We start from the raw sequence: 17797 nt of genomic DNA on the forward strand, positions 1-17797 counted from the left end.
GGGGTGCGTCGTGATCATTCTCGGCGGCCTCGCCTACTTCACCGTGATCGGAGCGATGCACCGGTGAGCGCGAACAGGCGGGAGCGTACGGGGTTCTGGCGCGGCAACAGCCTCTCCCTCGTCTTCGGCGCCGCGTTCCTCGTCGTGCTCGCCGCTCAGGCGGTCGCCGGACGGGCCGAGTTCAACGAACAGCTGGCCGTCGAAGGGCTCCAGCAGGTCGGCTTCGGGGACTACCTCATGTCCTCGGACTTCGCGGTCGACGTCACCGAGAACTGGCAGTCCGAGTTCCTGCAGTTCTTCCTCTACATCTTCGGCACCGTCCATCTCCTCCAGCGCGGCTCGCCGGAGTCGAAACCCCTGCACAAGGCCGGTACCGAGAGCGAACGCGAACAGAAACTGGGCGACCACGCCCAGTCCGACTCGCCCCGCTGGGCGAGCACCAAGGACTGGCGGCAGGCCCTCTACTCCCGCTCGCTGGGCCTCGCCATGGCCGTGTTCTTCCTGTTCTCCTGGTTCGCCCAGTCCGTCTCCGGGGTCTCCGCGTACAACGACGTACGGCTGCGCCAGCTCCAGGAGCCCGTCAGCTGGGTCTCCTACCTGGCCTCCTCGGACTTCTGGAACCGTTCCCTGCAGAACTGGCAGTCGGAACTCCTCGCGGTGGCCGCGATGGCCATCCTCTCGGTCTACCTCCGCCAGCGCGGCTCCCCCGAGTCGAAGCCGGTCGGCTCCCCCCACTCCGCCACCGGCGTCGAAGGCTGAACGCCCGCGCCGGGCTCCCGGGCCCGGCGCCACCGCCCGGAAGGGGAAAAGTCGGGCGGTGGCTTTCGGGTGCGCGCACCCACCCGGCGACTGCCCCGGGCAGCCCGTTCCAAGCGCGCGAGTCCGGACCCGTACCCAGAGAATGTCCAGCCGGTCGGGCCGGACGCGGCCTACCGGGTGAGCGGCAGGTGGTAGAGGGCGAAGGCCCGGCCGATCACGGGCTGGGCGACGTTGCGGACGCGTACGCCCCCGGCCGTCATTCCGTGTTCCGTGCCCAGGTGCGCGTGCCCGTGGACGGCGAGGTCGGCACCGCCGTCGTCGATGGCCTCCGCGAGGAGGTAGCTGCCGAGGAAGGGCTGGATCTCCACCGGTTCACCCGCGAGCGTGTCGGGGACGGGCGCGTAGTGCGTCAGGGCGATCCTGACTCCGCAGCCGTCGGCGGACAGCTCACGGAGGGCCTGGTGCAGGCCTTCGGCGGCCCGGCGCGCGGTGCGGACGAACTCCTTCATCTCGCGTTCGCCGAACTCCCCGGCGCTACGGCCCGCGAAGCCGCCGCAGAAGCCCTTCGCCCCGGCGATCCCCACCCTGCCGCCGTCCACCGGCAGGACCACGCTCTCGCCCTCCAGGACGGTGACCCCCGCGTCGGTGAGGGCGTGCGCGACGTCCGTCTCCCGCTCGTCGTGGTAGTCGTGGTTGCCGAGCACCGCGACCACGGGGACACCCAGGTCCCGCACCTCATCGGCGACCACCTCCGCCTCGGCGACCGTGCCGTGGCGGGTGAGGTCGCCGGCGAGGAGGAGGACGTCGGCGCAGAGCGGCAGGGTCGCGAACGACGGCCTCAGCAGGCCACGGGAGTCCGTGCCCAGATGGATGTCCCCCACGGCGGCCACGCGCACGGCACCCGGGTCGCCCTCCGCGCCCCCCGCGTACGCAACCGCGTCCCGGCCCTGCCGGCCGTGCTCCCCTGCGGACGTCATCGCAACTCCTCGGACCGGTCCGGCGGGTCGGCGCAGGCGACCATGAGGTCCGTGTGGAGGGACAGTCCCGCCAGCTCCGCCTCGGCGATCCGGAGGATCTCCTCACGGTGGTCGGCCGTCGGGATCGTCCCCGTCAGGAGGACGACCGACCCCCGCACCTCGATCCGCACCCCGAGCTCCGCCACCTCCCCGCCCATGAGCCGGTCTCTGAACCGGGCGATCCGGTACTCGGCGTCGCCGCTGCTCATCACGTACCTCCGTCCTGGTGGCCGGCCGCGGGGGCCGGTGGGGCCGCGGACTACTCCGCCGACGACTCCCGCTCGGCGCGGACCTTCGCGAACGGGGCCGTGTCGAGGTGGGCGAGCAGGTCCTTCGCGTCGTCGTACACGGCGGCGGCGCCCGCGTCCTCGAGGTCCGCGCGCGGAATCCCGCCGCAGAGCAGCCCGACGCAGAGCACCCCCGCGCGGCGCGCGGCCTCCATGTCCCAGACGCTGTCCCCGACGAGCACGGCCCGCTCGGCGGGCACGCCCGCCAGTGAGAGGGCGTGCTCGATCGGGTCCGGCGCGGGCTTGCCCTCCGCCACGTCGTCGGCGGTGGCCGTCGCCGAGATCGCGGCGTCCGCGTCCACGGCCGCGCGGAGCGCCTCCAGCTCCCGGTCCTTGGCGGAGGTGACCAGGACGACCTTCCAGCCGCCGCCCGCGAGCGTGCTCAGCAGCTCCGCCGCACCGTCGAAGGCCCGGAGCCGCTCGAAGTACGCCCCGTACAGGGTGTCGTGGGCGGCGCTGAGCCGGTCGTCCCCCGACCGGTCGCGGTCGGGGCCGAGGAGATGCTCCAGGAGCTTCTCGCCCGGCAGCCCGATCGCGCGGTGGACGGCGTGCGTCGGGACGTCGTGCCCGCCCTGACGCAGCGCCTCCCACCAGGCGACGACGTGCAGGGCGTTGGAATCCACCAGGGTTCCGTCCACGTCGAACAGAGCGGCCCGGTCCATCTCCTCGCCTCCGTCCTCACCTCAGGTCGTGTTCACATCCGGCGACGTACCGGCTCCGTCACCGCAGGCCGGTGGAGCCCGGGTCGTCCCTCGGGGTCATGTCGGGGCTGTCGGCGCCGCCCGGGCTGATACGGCCGCGCCAGCCGCCGGACTCCCGGCCGTGCTCCTCGATGTAGCCCTTGAACCGCTTCAGGTCGCCCTTGACCCGGCGGTCCAGCACGCCCATCGCGTCGGCGGCCTTCTCCGCCATGCCGGAGGGCTCGACGTCCATGGCCAGCCGCACCCGGGTGTGCGCCTCGTCGAGCGGCTGGAAGCTGACGACGCCCATCTGCTGGACATCGCCCGCGACCGTGCGCCAGGCGACGCGCTCGTCCGGGAGCTGGTCGACGATCTCGGTGTCGAACTCGCGCCGCACCCCGGCCACCTTGGTCCGCCAGTGGCAGTGCCGGTCGTCGGTCTGCCGGACCTCCTCGACGCCCTCCATGAACTTCGGGAACTCCTCGAACTGCGTCCACTGGTTGTACGCGGTCCGCAGGGGGACGTCGACGTCGATGGTCTGTTCAACGGTGCTCATGAGTCCTGCCTCCTTCGGTCGTTCAGTGTGCGGCGGCCCCGAACTCGGCGTGCTGCGTGCGCAGCGCGAAGTCGGGTTCGCTCCGGGGCGGTTCACCGAGGAAGCGGCGACGCGCCTCGGCGCGTGCCTCCCGCAGCAGTGCGCGGAACTCCTCGTCGGAGAGCGGGCGTCGCCCGTTGCCCGTCCGTACGTCGGTGTTCGCGTTCATCGGGGGTTCCCTCCTCGGTGCCGGTGACCGGCGCTGCCCCGCGTCTACCCGGGCCGCCCGTCGGTAAGCAGCCGGAGTGGGCGGGGCGGGCCCGCGGCATGCCGAGGCGGGCGCGGGGTAGCCGCGGGGCGACGTGAGGAGATGGTGATGACCACAGTGACGACGAGGACCGGGGGACAACGTGTACCGCCGGACCATGCGGCGCGGGCCCACCACCTGCCCCGCGTGTACCGGCTTCCCGGCGTGTACGCGCCCCAGGCCGACACCGGTCTGCTGGCGGCGCACGTACGGCGGGAGGAGCTCCGGCCAGGAGCGCGCTCGCTCGACCTGTGCACGGGCACCGGCGTTCTCGCGCTCGTCGCGGCCCTGCGGGGCGCGCGGGCCACCGCCGTCGACATCTCGCGTACCGCGATCGCCGTCGCACGCCTCAACGCGCGGCTGCACCGCTGCCGGATCCGGACGCTGTGCGGAGACCTGGACGGCCCGGTCGCCCACGAGCGGTTCGACCTCGTCACCGTGAACCCGCCGTACGTACCGTCCGCGGACGCCCAGACGCCGTCCCGCGGTGCGCGGCGCAGCTGGGACGCCGGGACCGACGGCCGGCTGCTCCTCGACCGGATCTGCTCGCGCGCCCCGAGCTTCCTCGCCCCCTCCGGCGTCCTGCTGATCGTCCAGTCGTCCCTCTCGGGCGTCGACGCCACGCTGGCGGCCCTCGGGCGGGGCGGCCTTTCGCCGCGCGTCGTGGAGCGCCGTAAACAGGGCTTCGGGCCGGTGATGTCGGCCCGGTCGGCCTGGTTCGCCGACCGGGGCCTGATCGCCCCGGGCGTGCGTACGGAGGACCTCGTGGTGATCCGCGCGTGCCGGCCGTGACGGGAGTCGCCCGCGGGGTCGCCATGATTGACGGCCCGCGAACCGGGCAGTCGCGCGGTGTCGGCGCAGTCGCTTCGATCGGTGGTGGTGTGTGATGACCGTTCTCCCCGAGGGCTCCCGGACGACCGGCCGGGGCACCGCTCCCGAGCCCGTCGTGCCCCGCATCCGGCCGCTCCCGGAGGGTCCGGTGCTCGTGGACGGCCCGGCGGACATCGTGATGCCCGACGGGTCGGTGGTGCGCTGCGAGCGCCCCGTGATGGCGCTGTGCACGTGCCGGCGGAGCCTGCGGGCCCCGTTCTGCGACACGAGCCACCGCACCCGCCTGAGGCGCGACCGCGCCACGAAGCCCCGGACGCAGGGCGGCCCGACGACGGAGGCGCGAACACCCGACGGCCCGACGACGGAGGCGAGAACGCCCGACGGCCCGACCACGGAGCCGCGAACGCCCGACGGCCCGACCACGGAGCCGCGAACGCCCGACGGCCCGGCGACGGAGACGCGAACGCCCGATGGCCCGGCGACGGAGGCGCGGACCTCATGACCGTCCTCGCCGCGCCCGCCACCGCCGCCACGAGGCCCCCGGTCCCCGAGGCCCGGGGTGACGTGTCGTCCGCCGTACGGGCGCGCCTGCTCGGCGGCGGCGCCGACGTCCTTCCCAGCGCCGCGACGATCGCCCGGGGCGACCCGTACGGGGAGGACCTGCAGCTCGCCCTGCACCTCTGCTACGAACCCCACTACCAGGGCTTCGAAGGCGTCCCCGACACCGTCGAATGGGACGCCGGCCTCCTCGGCGTATGGGCCCTGGTGGAGCACCGGTTCGAGAGCGCCCTGCGGCACGACTGCCGTGACCGTCCCGGCGTCGGCGACGCCCTCGACGAACTGCTGGTCGAACCGGTCGGCGGCACAGGACCGAGTTCCTACCTCCTCGCCGAGGGCGAGCTGTGGCAGCTGCGCGAGAACGTCGTCCTGCGTTCCGTGTCCCAGCTGCGCGAGACGGACCCGCAGCTGTGGGTGATCCCCCGGTTGCGCGGCCGCGCCAAGGCGGCCATGACGGCCATCGCGTACGACGAGTACGGCTGCGGGCGGGCCGAGCGGGTACACGCCGTGCTCTACGCACATCTCATGGCCGACCTCGGACTCGACCCGGCTTACGGGCGGTACGTCGACGTCGTCGGCGCCGAGATGCTGGCCGTCTCGAACCTGATGTCGCTGCTGGGTCTCCACCGACGGCTGCGGGGTGCGCTCGTCGGACACTTCGCCGTCCTGGAGACCACCTCCCCGCCCGCCGCCTCCCGGCTCTCCGCAGCCCTGCGCCGCGCGGGCGCAGGCCCGGCGGCTCAGCTGTACTACGACGAGCACGTGGTGGCGGACGCCGTCCACGAGCAGGTCGTGCGCCGGGACGTCGTCGGCGGCCTCCTCGACGACGAACCCGACCTCGCACCCGACGTCTCCTTCGGCATCGCTGCCACCCGCCATCTGGAGGACCGTCTCGGCGATCACCTCCTCGGCGCCTGGTCCCGGGGTGACAGCGCGCTGCGCACGCCCTCCCACGGCGCCGGCCCTCCCCATCGCAGCCGCCCGGAGGACGACGACAGGAGCGGATCATGAGCCTCGTGGAAGGCGGGGCCGCCCCCGGGCAGGCGGCGGCCGACGGCGGCGCGCCCGCCCTGCCCGTCGACCACACCCAGGCGATCCTGGAGGCGACCAAGGAGGTCGGCGCCGTGCTGAAGGCGTCCGGCCGCCCGTTCGCGCTGGTCGGCAGCGTCGCCGCGTACGCCCACGGCATCCCGGTCCGGCTCCAGCACGACACGGACTTCGCGGTGCGCCGGGAGGACGCCGACGTCGTCACCCGGGCCCTGGTCGAACGCGGCATACGGATCGTCGACCCGCCCGAGGACTGGCTCGTGAAGGCCCGCTCGGGCGGGGAGGAGATCGACCTGATCTTCTCCCTCGCCGGCCGTCCGGTCACCGACGAACTCCTGGCCCGTTCCGACACGCTCCCCGTGGACTCGGTCCACATGCCGGTCCTCGCCCCCACCGACCTGATGGTCTCCCGTCTCCTCGCGCTCTCCGAGCATCACTGCGACTTCGGCGCGGTCCTGCCGCTGGCCCGCGGTCTGCGGGAGCGCGTCGACTGGGCGCGGGTCCGCGAGGACACGGACGACGCCCCGATGGCCAAGGCCTTCCTCTACCTGCTGGAGCTCCTCGACGTACTCCCGCACCGGGCCGAGGAGCCCTAGCCGACCGCCGTACGGGCTACCAGGAGGACTTCGTGACGCCGGGAAGGTACCCGGCGTGGGCCTGCTGCCGGGCGCGGACCCGGGAGAGCCCGAACCTGCGCAGGTAGCCCCGGGGGCGGCCGTCGACGCTGTCGCGGTTGCGGACCCGGGTGGCGCTGGCGTCGCGCGGTTGGCGGCTCAGCTCCTCCCGGGCGGCCCGGCGTTCCTCGGCGGTCGACGAGGGGCGGCGGATGATCTCCTTGAGCTCGGCCCGCCGGGCGGCGTAGCGCTCGACGGTCGCCTTGCGCTTCTCGTTCTGCGCGATCTTGCTCTGCTTCGCCATCAGACCTTCCCTCCGCGGGCCCGGATTCGGGCCACGGCCGCCTCGATGCCGATGGCGTCGACGGTCTTGATCGCCCTGGCGCTCAGCGTGAGGCGGACGTGGCGGCCCTCGCTGGGGAGCCAGTAGCGCTTGTGCTGGATGTTCGGGTCGAAGCGGCGCGGGCTGCGCCGGTGGGAGTGGGAGATCGTGTGGCCGAAGCCGGGCTTGGCGCCGGTCAGTTGGCAGTGGGCGGACATGGGTGTGACCTGCCTCTCGTGCGAGCTGCTTATTGGTAATGAAAACCGTTCCCATATACTAGCCTCACGTTCAGCGCTCTTCGCCGACGTCCGCCACGACTTCCGTGAAGAGCGCTGAACGCCCACCCGCCCCACCGCAGAGAGGCTCCAGCCATGAAGCCCGGCATCCACCCCGCCTACGGCCCCGTCGTCTTCCGCGACACCGCCTCCGGCTCCGCGTTCCTCACCCGCTCCACCCTCACCAGCGAGAAGACCATCGAGTGGGAGGACGGCCGGACCTACCCGGTCGTGGACGTGGAGATCTCCTCCGTGAGCCACCCCTTCTACACGGGGACCGCCCGCGTCCTGGACACCGCCGGCCGCGTCGAACGCTTCGAGCGCCGCTACGGAGCCCGCTGATGGCACGCGACCCCCGGCTGCCCGTGGTAATCGTCGCCGGGCTCCACGCCGACGCCCGCAAGGAGGTGGTCGACCGCCTCCTCGCGGCCGTCCCCGGCAGCGTCGCCCTCCACCACGACCTCACCGGCGCGCCGGACGGCACGGTGCGCCGCCTGATCCGCGACGCGAGCGGGCTCCTGTCCGAGGACGCGACGCCCCTGGTGAACGACTGCGCGTGCTGTGCGCTGCGCGAGGACCTCGTACCGGAGCTGGAACGACTCGCCGGCGCCGGTGTGACCCGGCTCGCCGTGGTCGAACTGTGGGACTCGGTCGAGCCGAAGACGATGGCCGAGGTCGTCGCCGCACACGCCGGCGACGGACTCGCCCTCACCAACGTGATCACGGCGGTGGACCCGGCGCTCGTGCTGCCGTACCTCGGCAACGGCGACGACCTCGCCGAAGGCGGCCTGGCGGCCGCACCCACCGACCGGCGGACCGTCGGCGACACCTTCGCCCGCCAGTTGGAGTACGCACCCGTCCTCGCCCTCGTCGACAACGAGGACGCCGACGAGGAGGACCACGCGCTGCTCGCCCAGCTGCACCCCACCGCCCGCCGGGTGACGGCCGGCTCGGACGACCTCGCCGCGGCCGCCTTCGCGGGCTTCGACGTCGAGGCCGCCGCGGCGGCCCAGCACCCCGCGTGCGCACTGCTGCCGCAGGAGGCGGACGACGCCGGAGTCACGACGCTCGTCTGGCACCGCGGACGCCCCTTCCACCCCGGTCGCCTGTACGAGGCGCTCGAGGACCTGTGCTGCGCGGCGGCCCGCAGCCGGGGCAGGTTCTGGCTCGCCGACCGGCCCGACGCCCTGCTGGCCTGGGACGCCGCGGGCGGCGCGCTGTGCGTGGAGAGCGCCGGCCCCTGGCTCGCGTCGCTGCCCGACGCCGCCTGGGAGATGGTCCCGCCGATGCGGCGGGCCGCCGCGGCCATGGACTGGCATCCCGAGCACGGGGACCGCTGCCAGCACCTCGTCTTCACCTCACCGGGCCTCGACCGCGACGGCCTGGAGCGGCTCCTGGAGTCCTGCCTCCTCACGGACGAGGAGTACGAGGCCGGCCCGGCCGGCTGGAAGCACCTCCCGGCCGCCTTCGCCCCCCTCCTCGACACCGCCTGACCCCCCGTCACGACCACCAGACCAAGGACGAACCCCCATGGCCCGCCGCCCCGAACCCCGCAAGCCCACGAAGCCCCGCCCGAACCCGCTCGACGCGGCCGGGATCACGTACATCGACTACAAGGACACCGACGTGCTGCGGAAGTTCATCTCCGACCGGGGCAAGATCCGCAGCCGCCGCGTGACCCGGGTCACCGCCCGACAGCAGCGCCGGCTCGCCGCCGCCATCAAGAACGCACGCGAGATGGCACTCCTGCCGTACACCAGCCGGTAGGCGGCTCCTGCGGCCGCGGCGCGCTGTCGTCGTATGGGCGACGCACTCGACCCTTATTGCACATATATTGCAACTACGGGTTCAGGGCAAAAGGCAAACGGAGTGGTGCAGTGGGTGGACCGGTCGTCCTCGGAATCGAGTCGTCGTGCGACGAGACCGGCGCGGGGATCGTGCGGAACGGGAAGCTTCTCGCGCACGTCGTCGCGTCGAGCATGGACGAGCACGCCCGCTTCGGCGGTGTCGTGCCCGAGATCGCCGCCCGCGCCCATCTCCAGTCCTTCACCCCGGTCGTCCGGCAAGCGCTCGACCAGGCGGGGCTGCGGCTGGGGCAGATCGACGCGGTCGCCGTCACCACGGGGCCCGGTCTGTCCGGCGCTCTCCAGGTCGGTCTGGCCGGCGCGAAATCCCTCGCCTATGCGGCTGGGGTGCCGCTGTACGGAGTGCACCACCTGGCGGGCCATGTCGCCGCCGACACTCTGGAGCACGGACCGCTGCCCACCCCGTGCGTCGTCCTGATCGTCTCCGGCGGCCACACCTCCCTCCTCCTGGTCCGGGACCTGGTCCGCGAACCGATCCTGCATCTCGGCGACACCCTCGACGACGCGGCAGGCGAGTGCTTCGACAAGGTCGCCCGCATCCTCGGCCTCCCGTACCCGGGCGGGCCCGCTATCGACCGGGCCGCCCGCGACGGCGACCCGCGTGCCGTGCACTTCCCGCGCCCGCTGACCCGGGGCGGCGACGACCCGTACGCCTTCTCCTTCTCCGGCCTGAAGACCGCCGCCGCCCGCTGGGTCGAGAAGCACCGCCTCCGGGGCATCGACGTACCGGTGGCGGACGGCGCCGCCGCGCTCCAGGAAGCCGTCGCCGACGTGCTGAGCCGCAAGGCCCTCGCGGCCTGCAAGGCGTACGACGTCAAGACGCTGATCGTCGTCGGCGGTGTGGCCGCCAACTCACGGGTCCGCGCCCTCACCGAGCAGCGGTGCGCCGCCGCCGGCGTCGAGCTGCGGGTACCGCCGATGACGCTGTGCACCGACAACGGCGCCATGATCGCGGCCGTCGGCGACCTCCTCGTCCGCTCCGGCGCCGAACCCGCCCCGCTGGACGTCTCCACCGACCCGTCCGCCCCGCTGAAGTACGCCTCCCTGACCCCGCTCCCGGCCCAGCTCGCGAGAGCGGCCTGATGACCCTCGCGGTCGGTCAGTGGTGGCGGGCGAGTTTCACCGCTGAGACGAGCAGGATCACGGCCAAGGCGGGGATGAGCACCAGGTCCGGGAACACGCCCAGGAGCAGGCCGCCCAGGACGGCCCCGGTGACCGAGCCGGCGGCCATGACCGCGGTGAAGCGGAGGTTGGCGCCGAGGACGGCGAAGCTGCCGTCGCGGCTGTACCGGGCGAACGCGACCAGCATGGTGGGCAGGGAGACCAGCAGGGACAGGCTCCCGGCGGTCTTGATGTCCTCGCCGAAGAGCAACACGATCGTCGGGATCAGCAGCTCCCCACCCGCGACGCCCATGATCGCGGCGACGACACCGATACCGAATCCGGCGACGACGCCGGCGGGGATCTGGGCCCAGAGCGGGAGGTTGACGGTGTCCAGCGTGGCGGTGTGGGTGAGGACCAGGGCGGCCGCCATCAGGACCATCAGGGCGGCCAGGACCTTGTAGAGGGTGGTGCTGCGCATGCGGACCGCCCAGGACGCGCCCGCCCAGGCGCCGAGCAGGCTGCCGGCGAGCAGGTTGACCGCGACGGGCCAGCGGGCGGCGACCTCGGCGGCCGGGACCGCGGCGAGGCGGGCGGGCAGCGCGACCAGGACCACCACCAGGCTCATCGCCTTGTTCAGGATGACCGCCGAGAGCGCGGCGAACCCGAAGAGGCCGATCAACAGCGGCAGGCGGAACTCGGCACCGCCCAGCCCGATCATCCCGCCGAGAACGCCGATGGCTGCCCCCGCACCGAACACCACAGGTGCCGAGTACGGGGGCCGGAGGGGAGAGAGGGGCAGGCCGGTGCTCATGACGGGCATCCTCGCTGGTGGCCCGCCCCTGTTGCTACGGCGCCCTCCCACCTTCGGGACAAGACACCGGAAGCCCGCCCCTGAGCTGTGCGGACCTCCGAGAACGGTCTACGGCGTCCCGTCGGGGCCGCGATGTTCAAGCGCCGAGGACGACCAGGGCCGCCAGCGAGGTTGAACAGGTCGATCGCCGCCGGGCGCGGGTCCGCTCTGGACGGCGAGCAGGCTCAGTGGTTGAAGGTCAGTCGTGGTGCCGCGTTGCGGGCCAGGGTGTGGGCCTGGGCGGGCCACCAGGCGCCGGCGGGTGGGTCGACGATGCCGTACTCGGGGTCGATCGTGCCGCCGGTGTTGCGCGTGCAGCTGCCGTCGGACTCGCCGGGGATCTTGACCCACAGGTAGGCGTCGACGAGCGGGACACCGGTGTCGGCGGTCGGGCGGGGGCCGAGGCCGCGGCCGGGTGCGTTGCACCAGATCTCCGGGTCGCCGGAGTACTTGCCGGGCTCCGGGGTCCAGGCGCCCAGACCGTTGCGGCTGGTGTCGATGACGAAGTGGTGCAGGGCGTCGTTCGGCGGGGTGCCCGCGTTCTGGTCGAACCAGGCGTCGGTCCAGCGCCAGGTGGCGGGGTCGGCGGGGTCGACCGCGTTGCCGGGGGCGCCGTCGTTGGGCGCGGCGGGCGAGTAGTACTGGGTGGCGCACCAGTCGGTGTGGCCGCGGGCGTACTCGGGCCCCTCGGTGGCGTACCACATGCACCGGGAGATCCAGGTGCCGTACCGCGTGTTGTGGTCGGTGGGGTGGGTGTTGGAGACGTTGAGGGCGAAGCCGTCGCTGTGCTGGACGCCGGCGTCGAGCAGTCGCCGCGCCATCTCGCCGACGGGCCGCCACTGGACGTTGCCGGCGTCGAGGTAGACCGTGGTGCGGGCCTTGGCCTTGAGGGTCCTGACGGCGTACGTGAGGTCGGCGACGCGGGTCGCCGTGAGTTCGCCGGTCGGGTCCACCCCCGGTCCGCAGTCGCTCGGGAGGAGGGCCAGGCCGTCGGGCTCGACCACGACGACGGCTTTGCTGTCGCCGATGCCGGCGGCGAAGGCGTCGATCCACTTCCGGTAGGCGGCGGAGGACGCGGCGCCGCCGCTGGAGTACTGCGAACAGTCGCGGCCCGGGACGTTGTAGGCGACCAGGACGGGGGTCCGGTTCACCAGCCGGGCCTCGCGGACGAGGCTCCTCACCTTGGCCCGGACCTCGTCGGGTGTGCCCTCGGTGAACCACTCGGCCTGAGGCCAGCTCGCGAGCCTGGCCATGTTCACGGCGTTCGCGAAGTCTCCGTTCCGGAGGTCGGTGAGCGCCTGCTTGGCGGCCTTGCTGTTCGGGTCCACGTAGAACCTCGTGGCGGGGGTGAGCGCGTCCGCGACGGGTGCGGCCTGCGCCTGCGCCTGCGCCTGCGTCGCGAGGAGGGCGGCACAGGCCGCGAGCGCCGCGAGGGCGGCGGTCGTACGGCGCCGGAGGCTGCGTGGGTTCATGGGGGCTCCTGATCGGAGGGATGGGTGAGGGGCCGGTGGTGCCTGTGGCCCGGTCGTGGAGCGGCGGACGTGGAGCGGCGGATACCGGGCCACAGGAGTCGGATGTCAGTAGCCGTAGATCATCTTGTAGGCGGCCTCCGGGAGGAACTGGCCGGCCGTGGAACCGGTCCCGACGCCGCAGTTGCCGTCGGACTCGCCCGGGGCCTTGATCCACAGCAGCATCTCGGCGCCCCCGCCCAGCCGGGTGGGCGTGCCGATGCGGCGGCCGGCCGCGTTGCACCACTCGCCGTTGGAGCCCTTGCCGTTGCGGCTGGTGTCGACGACGAACGGCTTGGTGTAGCCGTAGCGGGCGGCCAGTTCGCTGTTGACTGCGTTGCCGTAGGCGGTGTTCTGGTCGGTGGTGTAGTAGTTCGAGATGTTGAGGGAGAAGCCGTGTGCCTGGCGGAGGCCGGCTTCGTGGAGGCGCTGGGCCATCGTCGCCGCGCTCACCCAGCCGGGGTTGCCGGCGTCCAGGTAGACCCACGTGTTGGGGGACTGCCGGTTGAACTCGGCGAGCGCGCCGCTGATCATGCCCTGGCGTTCGCGGATCTGGGTCTGGTTCAGGCAGCCGTAGTCCGCGAGGGAGTCGGGTTCGAGGAGGACGACGGCCGGGCGGCCCGCGATCCCGCCGGCGAACTGCGCGATCCAGGTCGCGTACGCGGAGGCCGACGGGGCCCCGCCGCCGGAGTGCCCGCCGCAGGAGTCGCGGAGGTAGATGTTGTACGCGACCAGGATGGGCAGCTTGTCCTGCTGGTCCGCCGCGCCGACGTACGCGCCCGCCGCGGTGCCGATCGTGCCGCTCCAGGCGCCGAACCAGCGGGCCATGGGGGTGTTGGCGAGGGAGGTGCTGATCGCGGGGGCCCGGCCGTCGCCGGGGTTGGCGGCGACCCACTTCTTCGCGCTGGAGTCGGGGTCCGTGTAGAACCCGCTGGTCATGGTGGTGGGATCCGCCGCGTGGGCGGACGGGGCGACGACGAGCGCCAACGGCAGTGCGGAGAGGGCTGCGACGAGGGCGCGGATTCTGCGGCGCATGGCTGTACCTCGATTTCCTGACGGCGGACGCGTCGACCGCTCTCGTCCTGAGCGGTGCGACGCGGTGAGGAATTGCGGTGTACGAAGTTCCCCGTGCGGCGCCTCACCGAGGCGGCGCCCCGGCGGGGACACCAGCGCACTCCGGGCTCACAAGCGTCCGTGGAAGCGCTCCCACGGGAAGCGCTCCCAGGCCACGTTCTGTGGGCCGAGGTGTGGCCGTATCGTGTGATGCGCCCCTCGGGACTGTCAAGTGCGCCCCCTCGAACAGCACTTCACAGGATGAGGGGAGGGGTTTACAGTCCTGAAACTGGAAGCGCTGCCAGCCTCCCAGGTTTTCAGATGGAGGGAGGAGGGCAGCTCATGGCGCAAGGTGTGCCGAACCGGCAGTCGACACTCGACGAGGTGGCCGAACTGGCCGGCGTCTCAAGGTCGGTGGCCTCGCGTGTGCTCAACAACGCCCCGCACGTCAGCCGCGCGAAACGCGAGGCCGTCGAACGGGCGGTCCATCGGCTCGGATACGTGCCGAATCCGACCGCCCGGGCGCTGGCGACCCGTCAGACCGGCGCGGCCGCCCTGGTCGTCTCGGGAGAGGATCCCTCGATCTTCGCGGACCCGTTCTTCGCCCAGGTGATCGTGGGTGCCTCGGCAGCGCTGGAGGAGGCCGAACTGCACCTGATGCTCTGTCTGGCGGCCTCCGAACGCGGGCGCCGGCGCGTGGAGCGGCTTCTCCGGTCCAAGGGGGCCGACGGAGTGATGCTGATGGCGCTGCGCGAAGACGATCCGTTGGCCCGCGTGGCGGAAGAGGCGGACATTCCCGTGGTGTTCGGTGGGCGTCCGGTCGGTCTGGACCCGCGGTGGTATGTGGACGTGGACAACCTCGGAGGGGCGCGCGCGGCGACCGAGTACCTGATCTCGCTCGGCCGGACCAGGATCGCGACGATCTGCGGGCGGCTGGACACCGAGGTGGGGCGCGCCCGCTACCGCGGCTATCAGGACGCCATGCTGGCGGCCGGCCTCGAACCGTATCCGCCGGAAGCCGGTGACTTCACCGAGCCGAGCGGCGCGGCCGCCATGGCGGCGCTGTCGGCGCGGCACCCGGAGCTGGACGGCGTGTTCGCCGCCAGCGACAACATGGCGGCAGGGGCGTTGCGCACCCTGCGCGACGCAGGCCGCCGCGTCCCCGCCGACGTCGCCGTGATCGGCTTCGACGACCTCGCCGTGGCCAGGATCTCCGATCCGCCGCTGACCACGGTGCACCAGCCCATAGAGGGCCTCGGTCGTGAGATGGCACGCATGCTCGTCGCGCTCATCAACGGGCAGGCCCCCACCCCACTGATCCTCCCCACGCGCCTGGTCCTCCGCGCCAGCGCCTGACGAACCGCGTCGGGGCGGCCTGGCGTACGGCGCCGTGCTCCGACCCGTACGCCTGGCGAACCGCCTCCCGTCGGCCTGGTGTACGGCCCCGTGCCCCGGCGCGTACGCCGGACGACTTGCCTCCCGGCCGGGCCTGGCGTACGGCCTCGTGCTCCGGCCCGTACGCCTGACGAACCGCCTCCCGGCCGGGCCTGGCGTGCGGCCCCGGGCCCCGGCCCGCGCTCCGCGTGCGCCCCACGGGACCCGTCAACGCCGTCGGCCGCCGGCGCACTGGGCGACCGGCGCGCCCCGTGGACCACGCTCAACGAGCCCTGAAACGCGCCCCCCGGTCTTCGAGCTCAGGGGCGGAGCAGGATTCTCCCGACGCGGGGATCGCCGCTGCCCGTGAGTTTCATGGCCCGCTCGTACCCGTCGATGCCCAGCCGGTGCGTGACGAGTTCGAGCGGCGTCAGCCGTCCCGCGGAGAAGGCGCCCACGGCGTAGGACCAGGCGCCGGAGGAGGCTCCGAAGGCGGTGCCGATCGACAGCTGCCGCGCGACCACCTCGGTGGGATCGATTCCTTCCGCTCCCTGGGCCGGGATGCCCGTGAGGACCAGACGTCCTCCCGGCCGCAACAAGGACGTCGCGGCGCGCGCGCTCGACGTGGTGCCCGCGGCGTCGATCACCACGTCGAAGCCCGTGAGACCGGAGGCGCGGTCCCACGTCCGGTGGGCGGTGGCTCCGAAGCGACGGGAGAGTTCGGCCCGGTCGGGGCTCGTACCGACGACCGTCAGCTCGCTCGGGGAGAAGGAGCGGAGGAGCTGTGCGGTGAGCAGACCGAGGGCGCCGGAGCCGATGACGGCCACCCGTGAACCGGGCAGGGGGCGCGCCTTCAGGACGGCGGCGGCCGCGCAGGCGGCCGGTTCGAGGAACGCGGCGGCGGTGAGATCGGCGTCCGGCGCGAGCGCGTGCAGCAGACGGGCGGGGAGGACGAGGGTGGGAGCCATGGCGCCGGGAAGGGTGAACCCCGTCTACTCGTAGCCGGCGGTGCACAGGTTGGTGTCGCCGTCGCGGCAGGGCGCGCAGGTCTCGCAGTTCCGCAGTCCTTCGCCCACGACCTTGCGGCCGAGCAGGGAAGCCGGCGCGCCCTCTCCCACGGCTGTGACGGTGCCGGACCACTCGTGGCCGGGGGTGACCGGGTAGCGCACGTACGGAACGGGGCGGCGCCCCAGGTAGACGTCTCGGTCGCTGCGGCTGATCCCGACGGCGTGGACGCGCACCTGGGCTTCGCCGGGCCCCGCCTGACGCGGCACGTGCCGCACGAGGCGCATCGTCCTGGGAGCGTCGAGGACGACAGCCTGTCCCTGGCGGCTCACAGGACGTCGCCCTGGCCGGTGGGCGGAGTGGAACGCATGGGGCGACTCCTGGCGTTCGATATTTCGGGCGTCGTCCGAAATTGTGTCGCGACGATATGAAGCACGGTGGGGTGTGTCAACGGGCCTCATTCTGTGGGGCCTTCTGTGCCGCAGAGGCGCCTCAGCAGTCTGTTAACGCTCACATCCCCATGCTGTGAGCGGCGGCACAGCAACGGGTCTCTCCGCATCAGAAAACGGTAACGGCCGTACGAACCCTTGAGTTACGGGACTGTTAGCGCTCACAATGTGTCGCGTTCGGAAGGCCTCCGGTCCTCGGGGGCCTCCGCGCACTCCGCCTCCGCCCAGCGCAACCACCGCTGCGCAGCCGCACCTTCGCCCGGGCCCGGCCCCTTCAGAGCCCCGCCCTGTACGACGCACGTCCCCGAAAGGAACCACGACATGGCCCACAGAGCCCTCCGTGTCATCACCGCCGCCGCCCTGGCCGCCGGTGTGCTGACCGCCTGCACCACCGAGCCCGCGCCCACCGGTACCACCGGCGGTGCCGGCAAGGGCTCCTCCGACGGCAAGCTGGTGCTCGGGTTCGCCCAGGTGGGAGCCGAGAGCGGCTGGCGCACCGCCAACACCACGTCCGTACGCGAGGCGGCCGAGAAGGCCGGCATCACGCTGAAGTTCTCCGACGCGCAGCAGAAGCAGGAGAACCAGATCAAGGCGATCCGCACGTTCATCCAGCAGAAGGTGGACGTCATCGCCTTCTCCCCGGTGGTGGAGTCCGGCTGGGACACCGTCCTGAAGGAGGCCAAGAGCGCCGGCATCCCGGTGATCCTCACCGACCGTGCGGTCGACTCGCAGGACACCTCCCTCTACCGGACGTTCCTCGGCTCCGACTTCGTCAAGGAGGGGCAGGAGGCCGGCAAGTGGCTCCTGAAGGAGTACGAGGGGACCTCCGAACCGGTCAACGTCGTCGAACTCCAGGGCACCACCGGCTCCGCACCCGCCAACGACCGCAAGGCCGGCTTCGCCGAAGTCATCAAGGGACAGCCCAAGTTCAAGGTCGTCGCGTCCCAGACCGGGGACTTCACCCGCGCCAAGGGCAAGGAGGTCATGCAGGCCTTCCTCAAGTCCCACAAGGACATCGACGTGCTGTACGCCCACAACGACGACATGGCCCTGGGCGCCATCCAGGCCATCGAGGAGGCGGGCAAGAAGCCGGGCACCGACATCAAGGTGATCTCCGTCGACGGCATCAAGGACGCCTTCGTCGCCATGCAGGAGAAGAAGATCAACGTGGTGGTCGAGTGCAACCCCCTCCTCGGCGACCAGTTGATGGAACTCGCCAAGAAGGTCGCGGCGGGGGAGAGCGTCCCGCGACGGGTCGAGGTCAAGGAGGGCGTCTTCACCCAGGACCAGGCCGCGGCCGCCCTGCCCGGCCGCCAGTACTGACCCGACGCCCGCACCGGACCGGGGGCGGCCCTCGC

The 17797-nt window shown here is 72.6% G+C and carries 21 protein-coding genes and 1 pseudogene; 11 read left to right on the top strand and 11 right to left on the bottom strand.

The window, feature by feature from the left end; genetic code table 11:
* Positions 1–63 precede the first annotated feature (63 nt).
* Positions 64–759 carry a DUF6766 family protein gene (locus tag DEJ43_RS33510; protein WP_015037877.1) on the top strand — a complete coding sequence of 232 codons (696 nt, stop codon included), beginning with the start codon at positions 64–66 and terminating at the stop codon, positions 757–759.
* A gap of 170 nt (positions 760–929) precedes the next feature.
* Here DEJ43_RS33510 and DEJ43_RS33515 read toward each other — a convergent pair whose 3' ends face one another.
* From DEJ43_RS33515 to DEJ43_RS33535, 5 genes are read right to left on the bottom strand one after another with little or no spacing between them, the layout of a single operon-like run.
* The gene (locus DEJ43_RS33515) at positions 930–1736 is read right to left on the bottom strand and encodes a metallophosphoesterase family protein (protein ID WP_015037878.1); all 807 of its coding nucleotides are present in this window, start codon (positions 1734–1736) and stop codon (positions 930–932) included.
* A complete protein-coding gene (locus DEJ43_RS33520; RefSeq protein ID WP_015037879.1) occupies positions 1733–1984 on the bottom strand; it encodes a BON domain-containing protein in 252 nt (83 codons plus the stop codon). Before DEJ43_RS33520 ends, DEJ43_RS33515 begins: the two co-directional genes overlap by 4 nt.
* A gap of 50 nt (positions 1985–2034) precedes the next feature.
* Complete coding sequence (locus DEJ43_RS33525) at positions 2035–2724, bottom strand: HAD family hydrolase (RefSeq protein WP_015037880.1); 690 nt, start codon at positions 2722–2724, stop codon at positions 2035–2037.
* A 58-nt stretch (positions 2725–2782) separates the two neighbouring features.
* Complete coding sequence (locus tag DEJ43_RS33530) at positions 2783–3298, bottom strand: SRPBCC family protein (RefSeq protein ID WP_015037881.1); 516 nt, start codon at positions 3296–3298, stop codon at positions 2783–2785.
* A gap of 22 nt (positions 3299–3320) precedes the next feature.
* Positions 3321–3506 carry a hypothetical protein gene (locus tag DEJ43_RS33535; RefSeq protein WP_041663188.1) on the bottom strand — a complete coding sequence of 62 codons (186 nt, stop codon included), beginning with the start codon at positions 3504–3506 and terminating at the stop codon, positions 3321–3323.
* A 147-nt stretch (positions 3507–3653) separates the two neighbouring features.
* Between DEJ43_RS33535 and DEJ43_RS33540 the strand changes: the two genes are divergently transcribed.
* The 4 genes from DEJ43_RS33540 to DEJ43_RS33555 all read left to right on the top strand — a co-directional run bounded on the left by DEJ43_RS33540 (position 3654) and on the right by DEJ43_RS33555 (position 6616).
* Entirely contained in the window at positions 3654–4376 is a 723-nt protein-coding gene (locus DEJ43_RS33540; RefSeq protein WP_015037882.1) for a HemK2/MTQ2 family protein methyltransferase, read from the top strand.
* 94 nt (positions 4377–4470) lie between these two features.
* Positions 4471–4917 (top strand): CDGSH iron-sulfur domain-containing protein, encoded by a 447-nt coding sequence (locus DEJ43_RS33545; protein WP_015037883.1) that lies wholly within the window; start codon positions 4471–4473, stop codon positions 4915–4917.
* Positions 4914–5984: an iron-containing redox enzyme family protein gene (locus tag DEJ43_RS33550; RefSeq protein ID WP_015037884.1), complete on the top strand. Its 1071-nt coding sequence runs from the start codon at positions 4914–4916 to the stop codon at positions 5982–5984. The genes DEJ43_RS33545 and DEJ43_RS33550 overlap by 4 nt, the downstream gene beginning before the upstream one ends.
* Positions 5981–6616 carry a nucleotidyltransferase family protein gene (locus DEJ43_RS33555; RefSeq protein ID WP_015037885.1) on the top strand — a complete coding sequence of 212 codons (636 nt, stop codon included), beginning with the start codon at positions 5981–5983 and terminating at the stop codon, positions 6614–6616. The genes DEJ43_RS33550 and DEJ43_RS33555 overlap by 4 nt, the downstream gene beginning before the upstream one ends.
* 16 nt (positions 6617–6632) lie before the next feature.
* On the opposite strand, the gene rpsN is transcribed toward DEJ43_RS33555, so the two are convergent.
* A complete protein-coding gene (gene rpsN / locus DEJ43_RS33560; protein WP_015037886.1) occupies positions 6633–6938 on the bottom strand; it encodes a 30S ribosomal protein S14 in 306 nt (101 codons plus the stop codon).
* Complete coding sequence (gene rpmB, locus DEJ43_RS33565) at positions 6938–7174, bottom strand: 50S ribosomal protein L28 (RefSeq protein ID WP_015037887.1); 237 nt, start codon at positions 7172–7174, stop codon at positions 6938–6940. The genes rpsN and rpmB overlap by 1 nt, the downstream gene beginning before the upstream one ends.
* 153 nt (positions 7175–7327) lie before the next feature.
* Between rpmB and DEJ43_RS33570 the strand changes: the two genes are divergently transcribed.
* The 4 genes from DEJ43_RS33570 (at position 7328) to tsaD (ending at position 10179) form a co-directional block, all read left to right on the top strand.
* The gene (locus tag DEJ43_RS33570; protein WP_015037888.1) at positions 7328–7573 is read left to right on the top strand and encodes a type B 50S ribosomal protein L31; all 246 of its coding nucleotides are present in this window, start codon (positions 7328–7330) and stop codon (positions 7571–7573) included.
* Complete coding sequence (locus DEJ43_RS33575) at positions 7573–8724, top strand: CobW family GTP-binding protein (protein ID WP_015037889.1); 1152 nt, start codon at positions 7573–7575, stop codon at positions 8722–8724. Before DEJ43_RS33570 ends, DEJ43_RS33575 begins: the two co-directional genes overlap by 1 nt.
* A 37-nt stretch (positions 8725–8761) precedes the next feature.
* Positions 8762–8998 (top strand): 30S ribosomal protein S18, encoded by a 237-nt coding sequence (gene rpsR / locus DEJ43_RS33580; RefSeq protein WP_015037890.1) that lies wholly within the window; start codon positions 8762–8764, stop codon positions 8996–8998.
* A gap of 110 nt (positions 8999–9108) precedes the next feature.
* Positions 9109–10179: a tRNA (adenosine(37)-N6)-threonylcarbamoyltransferase complex transferase subunit TsaD gene (gene tsaD / locus DEJ43_RS33585; RefSeq protein WP_015037891.1), complete on the top strand. Its 1071-nt coding sequence runs from the start codon at positions 9109–9111 to the stop codon at positions 10177–10179.
* 16 nt (positions 10180–10195) lie between these two features.
* Here tsaD and DEJ43_RS33590 read toward each other — a convergent pair whose 3' ends face one another.
* The 3 genes from DEJ43_RS33590 to DEJ43_RS33600 form a co-directional block, all read right to left on the bottom strand.
* Complete coding sequence (locus DEJ43_RS33590; RefSeq protein WP_015037892.1) at positions 10196–11011, bottom strand: sulfite exporter TauE/SafE family protein; 816 nt, start codon at positions 11009–11011, stop codon at positions 10196–10198.
* Between the two features lie 224 nt (positions 11012–11235).
* Positions 11236–12522, bottom strand: coding sequence for a glycoside hydrolase family 6 protein (locus DEJ43_RS33595; protein ID WP_015037893.1), 1287 nt, complete (start codon positions 12520–12522; stop codon positions 11236–11238).
* Between the two features lie 105 nt (positions 12523–12627).
* A complete protein-coding gene (locus DEJ43_RS33600) occupies positions 12628–13593 on the bottom strand; it encodes a glycoside hydrolase family 6 protein (RefSeq protein WP_015037894.1) in 966 nt (321 codons plus the stop codon).
* Between the two features lie 360 nt (positions 13594–13953).
* On the opposite strand from DEJ43_RS33600, the gene DEJ43_RS33605 reads away from it, so the two are divergent.
* Positions 13954–14967 carry a LacI family DNA-binding transcriptional regulator gene (locus DEJ43_RS33605; RefSeq protein ID WP_015037895.1) on the top strand — a complete coding sequence of 338 codons (1014 nt, stop codon included), beginning with the start codon at positions 13954–13956 and terminating at the stop codon, positions 14965–14967.
* 338 nt (positions 14968–15305) lie between these two features.
* On the opposite strand, the pseudogene DEJ43_RS33610 reads toward DEJ43_RS33605, so the two are convergent.
* A pseudogene (locus tag DEJ43_RS33610) lies at positions 15306–16277 on the bottom strand (zinc-dependent alcohol dehydrogenase).
* A gap of 483 nt (positions 16278–16760) precedes the next feature.
* Between DEJ43_RS33610 and DEJ43_RS33615 the strand changes: the two are divergent.
* Positions 16761–17762 carry an ABC transporter substrate-binding protein gene (locus tag DEJ43_RS33615; RefSeq protein WP_015037898.1) on the top strand — a complete coding sequence of 334 codons (1002 nt, stop codon included), beginning with the start codon at positions 16761–16763 and terminating at the stop codon, positions 17760–17762.
* Positions 17763–17797: the final 35 nt, after the last annotated feature.

Origin of the sequence: Streptomyces venezuelae ATCC 10712 (assembly GCF_008639165.1) — a bacterium.
Classification (GTDB): Bacteria; Actinomycetota; Actinomycetes; order Streptomycetales; family Streptomycetaceae; genus Streptomyces; species Streptomyces venezuelae.

Excerpts from the sequence above, each read along its gene's own strand:
- DEJ43_RS33515 (WP_015037878.1), bottom strand. The coding sequence starts at position 1,736 with ATGACGTCCGCAGGGGAGCACGGCCGGCAGGGCCGGGACGCGGTTGCG.
- DEJ43_RS33520 (WP_015037879.1), bottom strand. The coding sequence starts at position 1,984 with ATGAGCAGCGGCGACGCCGAGTACCGGATCGCCCGGTTCAGAGACCGG.
- DEJ43_RS33525 (WP_015037880.1), bottom strand. The coding sequence starts at position 2,724 with ATGGACCGGGCCGCTCTGTTCGACGTGGACGGAACCCTGGTGGATTCC.
- DEJ43_RS33530 (WP_015037881.1), bottom strand. The coding sequence starts at position 3,298 with ATGAGCACCGTTGAACAGACCATCGACGTCGACGTCCCCCTGCGGACC.
- DEJ43_RS33535 (WP_041663188.1), bottom strand. The coding sequence starts at position 3,506 with ATGAACGCGAACACCGACGTACGGACGGGCAACGGGCGACGCCCGCTC.
- DEJ43_RS33540 (WP_015037882.1), top strand. The coding sequence starts at position 3,654 with ATGACCACAGTGACGACGAGGACCGGGGGACAACGTGTACCGCCGGAC.
- DEJ43_RS33545 (WP_015037883.1), top strand. The coding sequence starts at position 4,471 with ATGACCGTTCTCCCCGAGGGCTCCCGGACGACCGGCCGGGGCACCGCT.
- DEJ43_RS33550 (WP_015037884.1), top strand. The coding sequence starts at position 4,914 with ATGACCGTCCTCGCCGCGCCCGCCACCGCCGCCACGAGGCCCCCGGTC.
- DEJ43_RS33555 (WP_015037885.1), top strand. The coding sequence starts at position 5,981 with ATGAGCCTCGTGGAAGGCGGGGCCGCCCCCGGGCAGGCGGCGGCCGAC.
- rpsN (WP_015037886.1), bottom strand. The coding sequence starts at position 6,938 with ATGGCGAAGCAGAGCAAGATCGCGCAGAACGAGAAGCGCAAGGCGACC.
- rpmB (WP_015037887.1), bottom strand. The coding sequence starts at position 7,174 with ATGTCCGCCCACTGCCAACTGACCGGCGCCAAGCCCGGCTTCGGCCAC.
- DEJ43_RS33570 (WP_015037888.1), top strand. The coding sequence starts at position 7,328 with ATGAAGCCCGGCATCCACCCCGCCTACGGCCCCGTCGTCTTCCGCGAC.
- DEJ43_RS33575 (WP_015037889.1), top strand. The coding sequence starts at position 7,573 with ATGGCACGCGACCCCCGGCTGCCCGTGGTAATCGTCGCCGGGCTCCAC.
- rpsR (WP_015037890.1), top strand. The coding sequence starts at position 8,762 with ATGGCCCGCCGCCCCGAACCCCGCAAGCCCACGAAGCCCCGCCCGAAC.
- DEJ43_RS33590 (WP_015037892.1), bottom strand. The coding sequence starts at position 11,011 with ATGAGCACCGGCCTGCCCCTCTCTCCCCTCCGGCCCCCGTACTCGGCA.
- DEJ43_RS33595 (WP_015037893.1), bottom strand. The coding sequence starts at position 12,522 with ATGAACCCACGCAGCCTCCGGCGCCGTACGACCGCCGCCCTCGCGGCG.
- DEJ43_RS33600 (WP_015037894.1), bottom strand. The coding sequence starts at position 13,593 with ATGCGCCGCAGAATCCGCGCCCTCGTCGCAGCCCTCTCCGCACTGCCG.
- DEJ43_RS33605 (WP_015037895.1), top strand. The coding sequence starts at position 13,954 with ATGGCGCAAGGTGTGCCGAACCGGCAGTCGACACTCGACGAGGTGGCC.
- DEJ43_RS33615 (WP_015037898.1), top strand. The coding sequence starts at position 16,761 with ATGGCCCACAGAGCCCTCCGTGTCATCACCGCCGCCGCCCTGGCCGCC.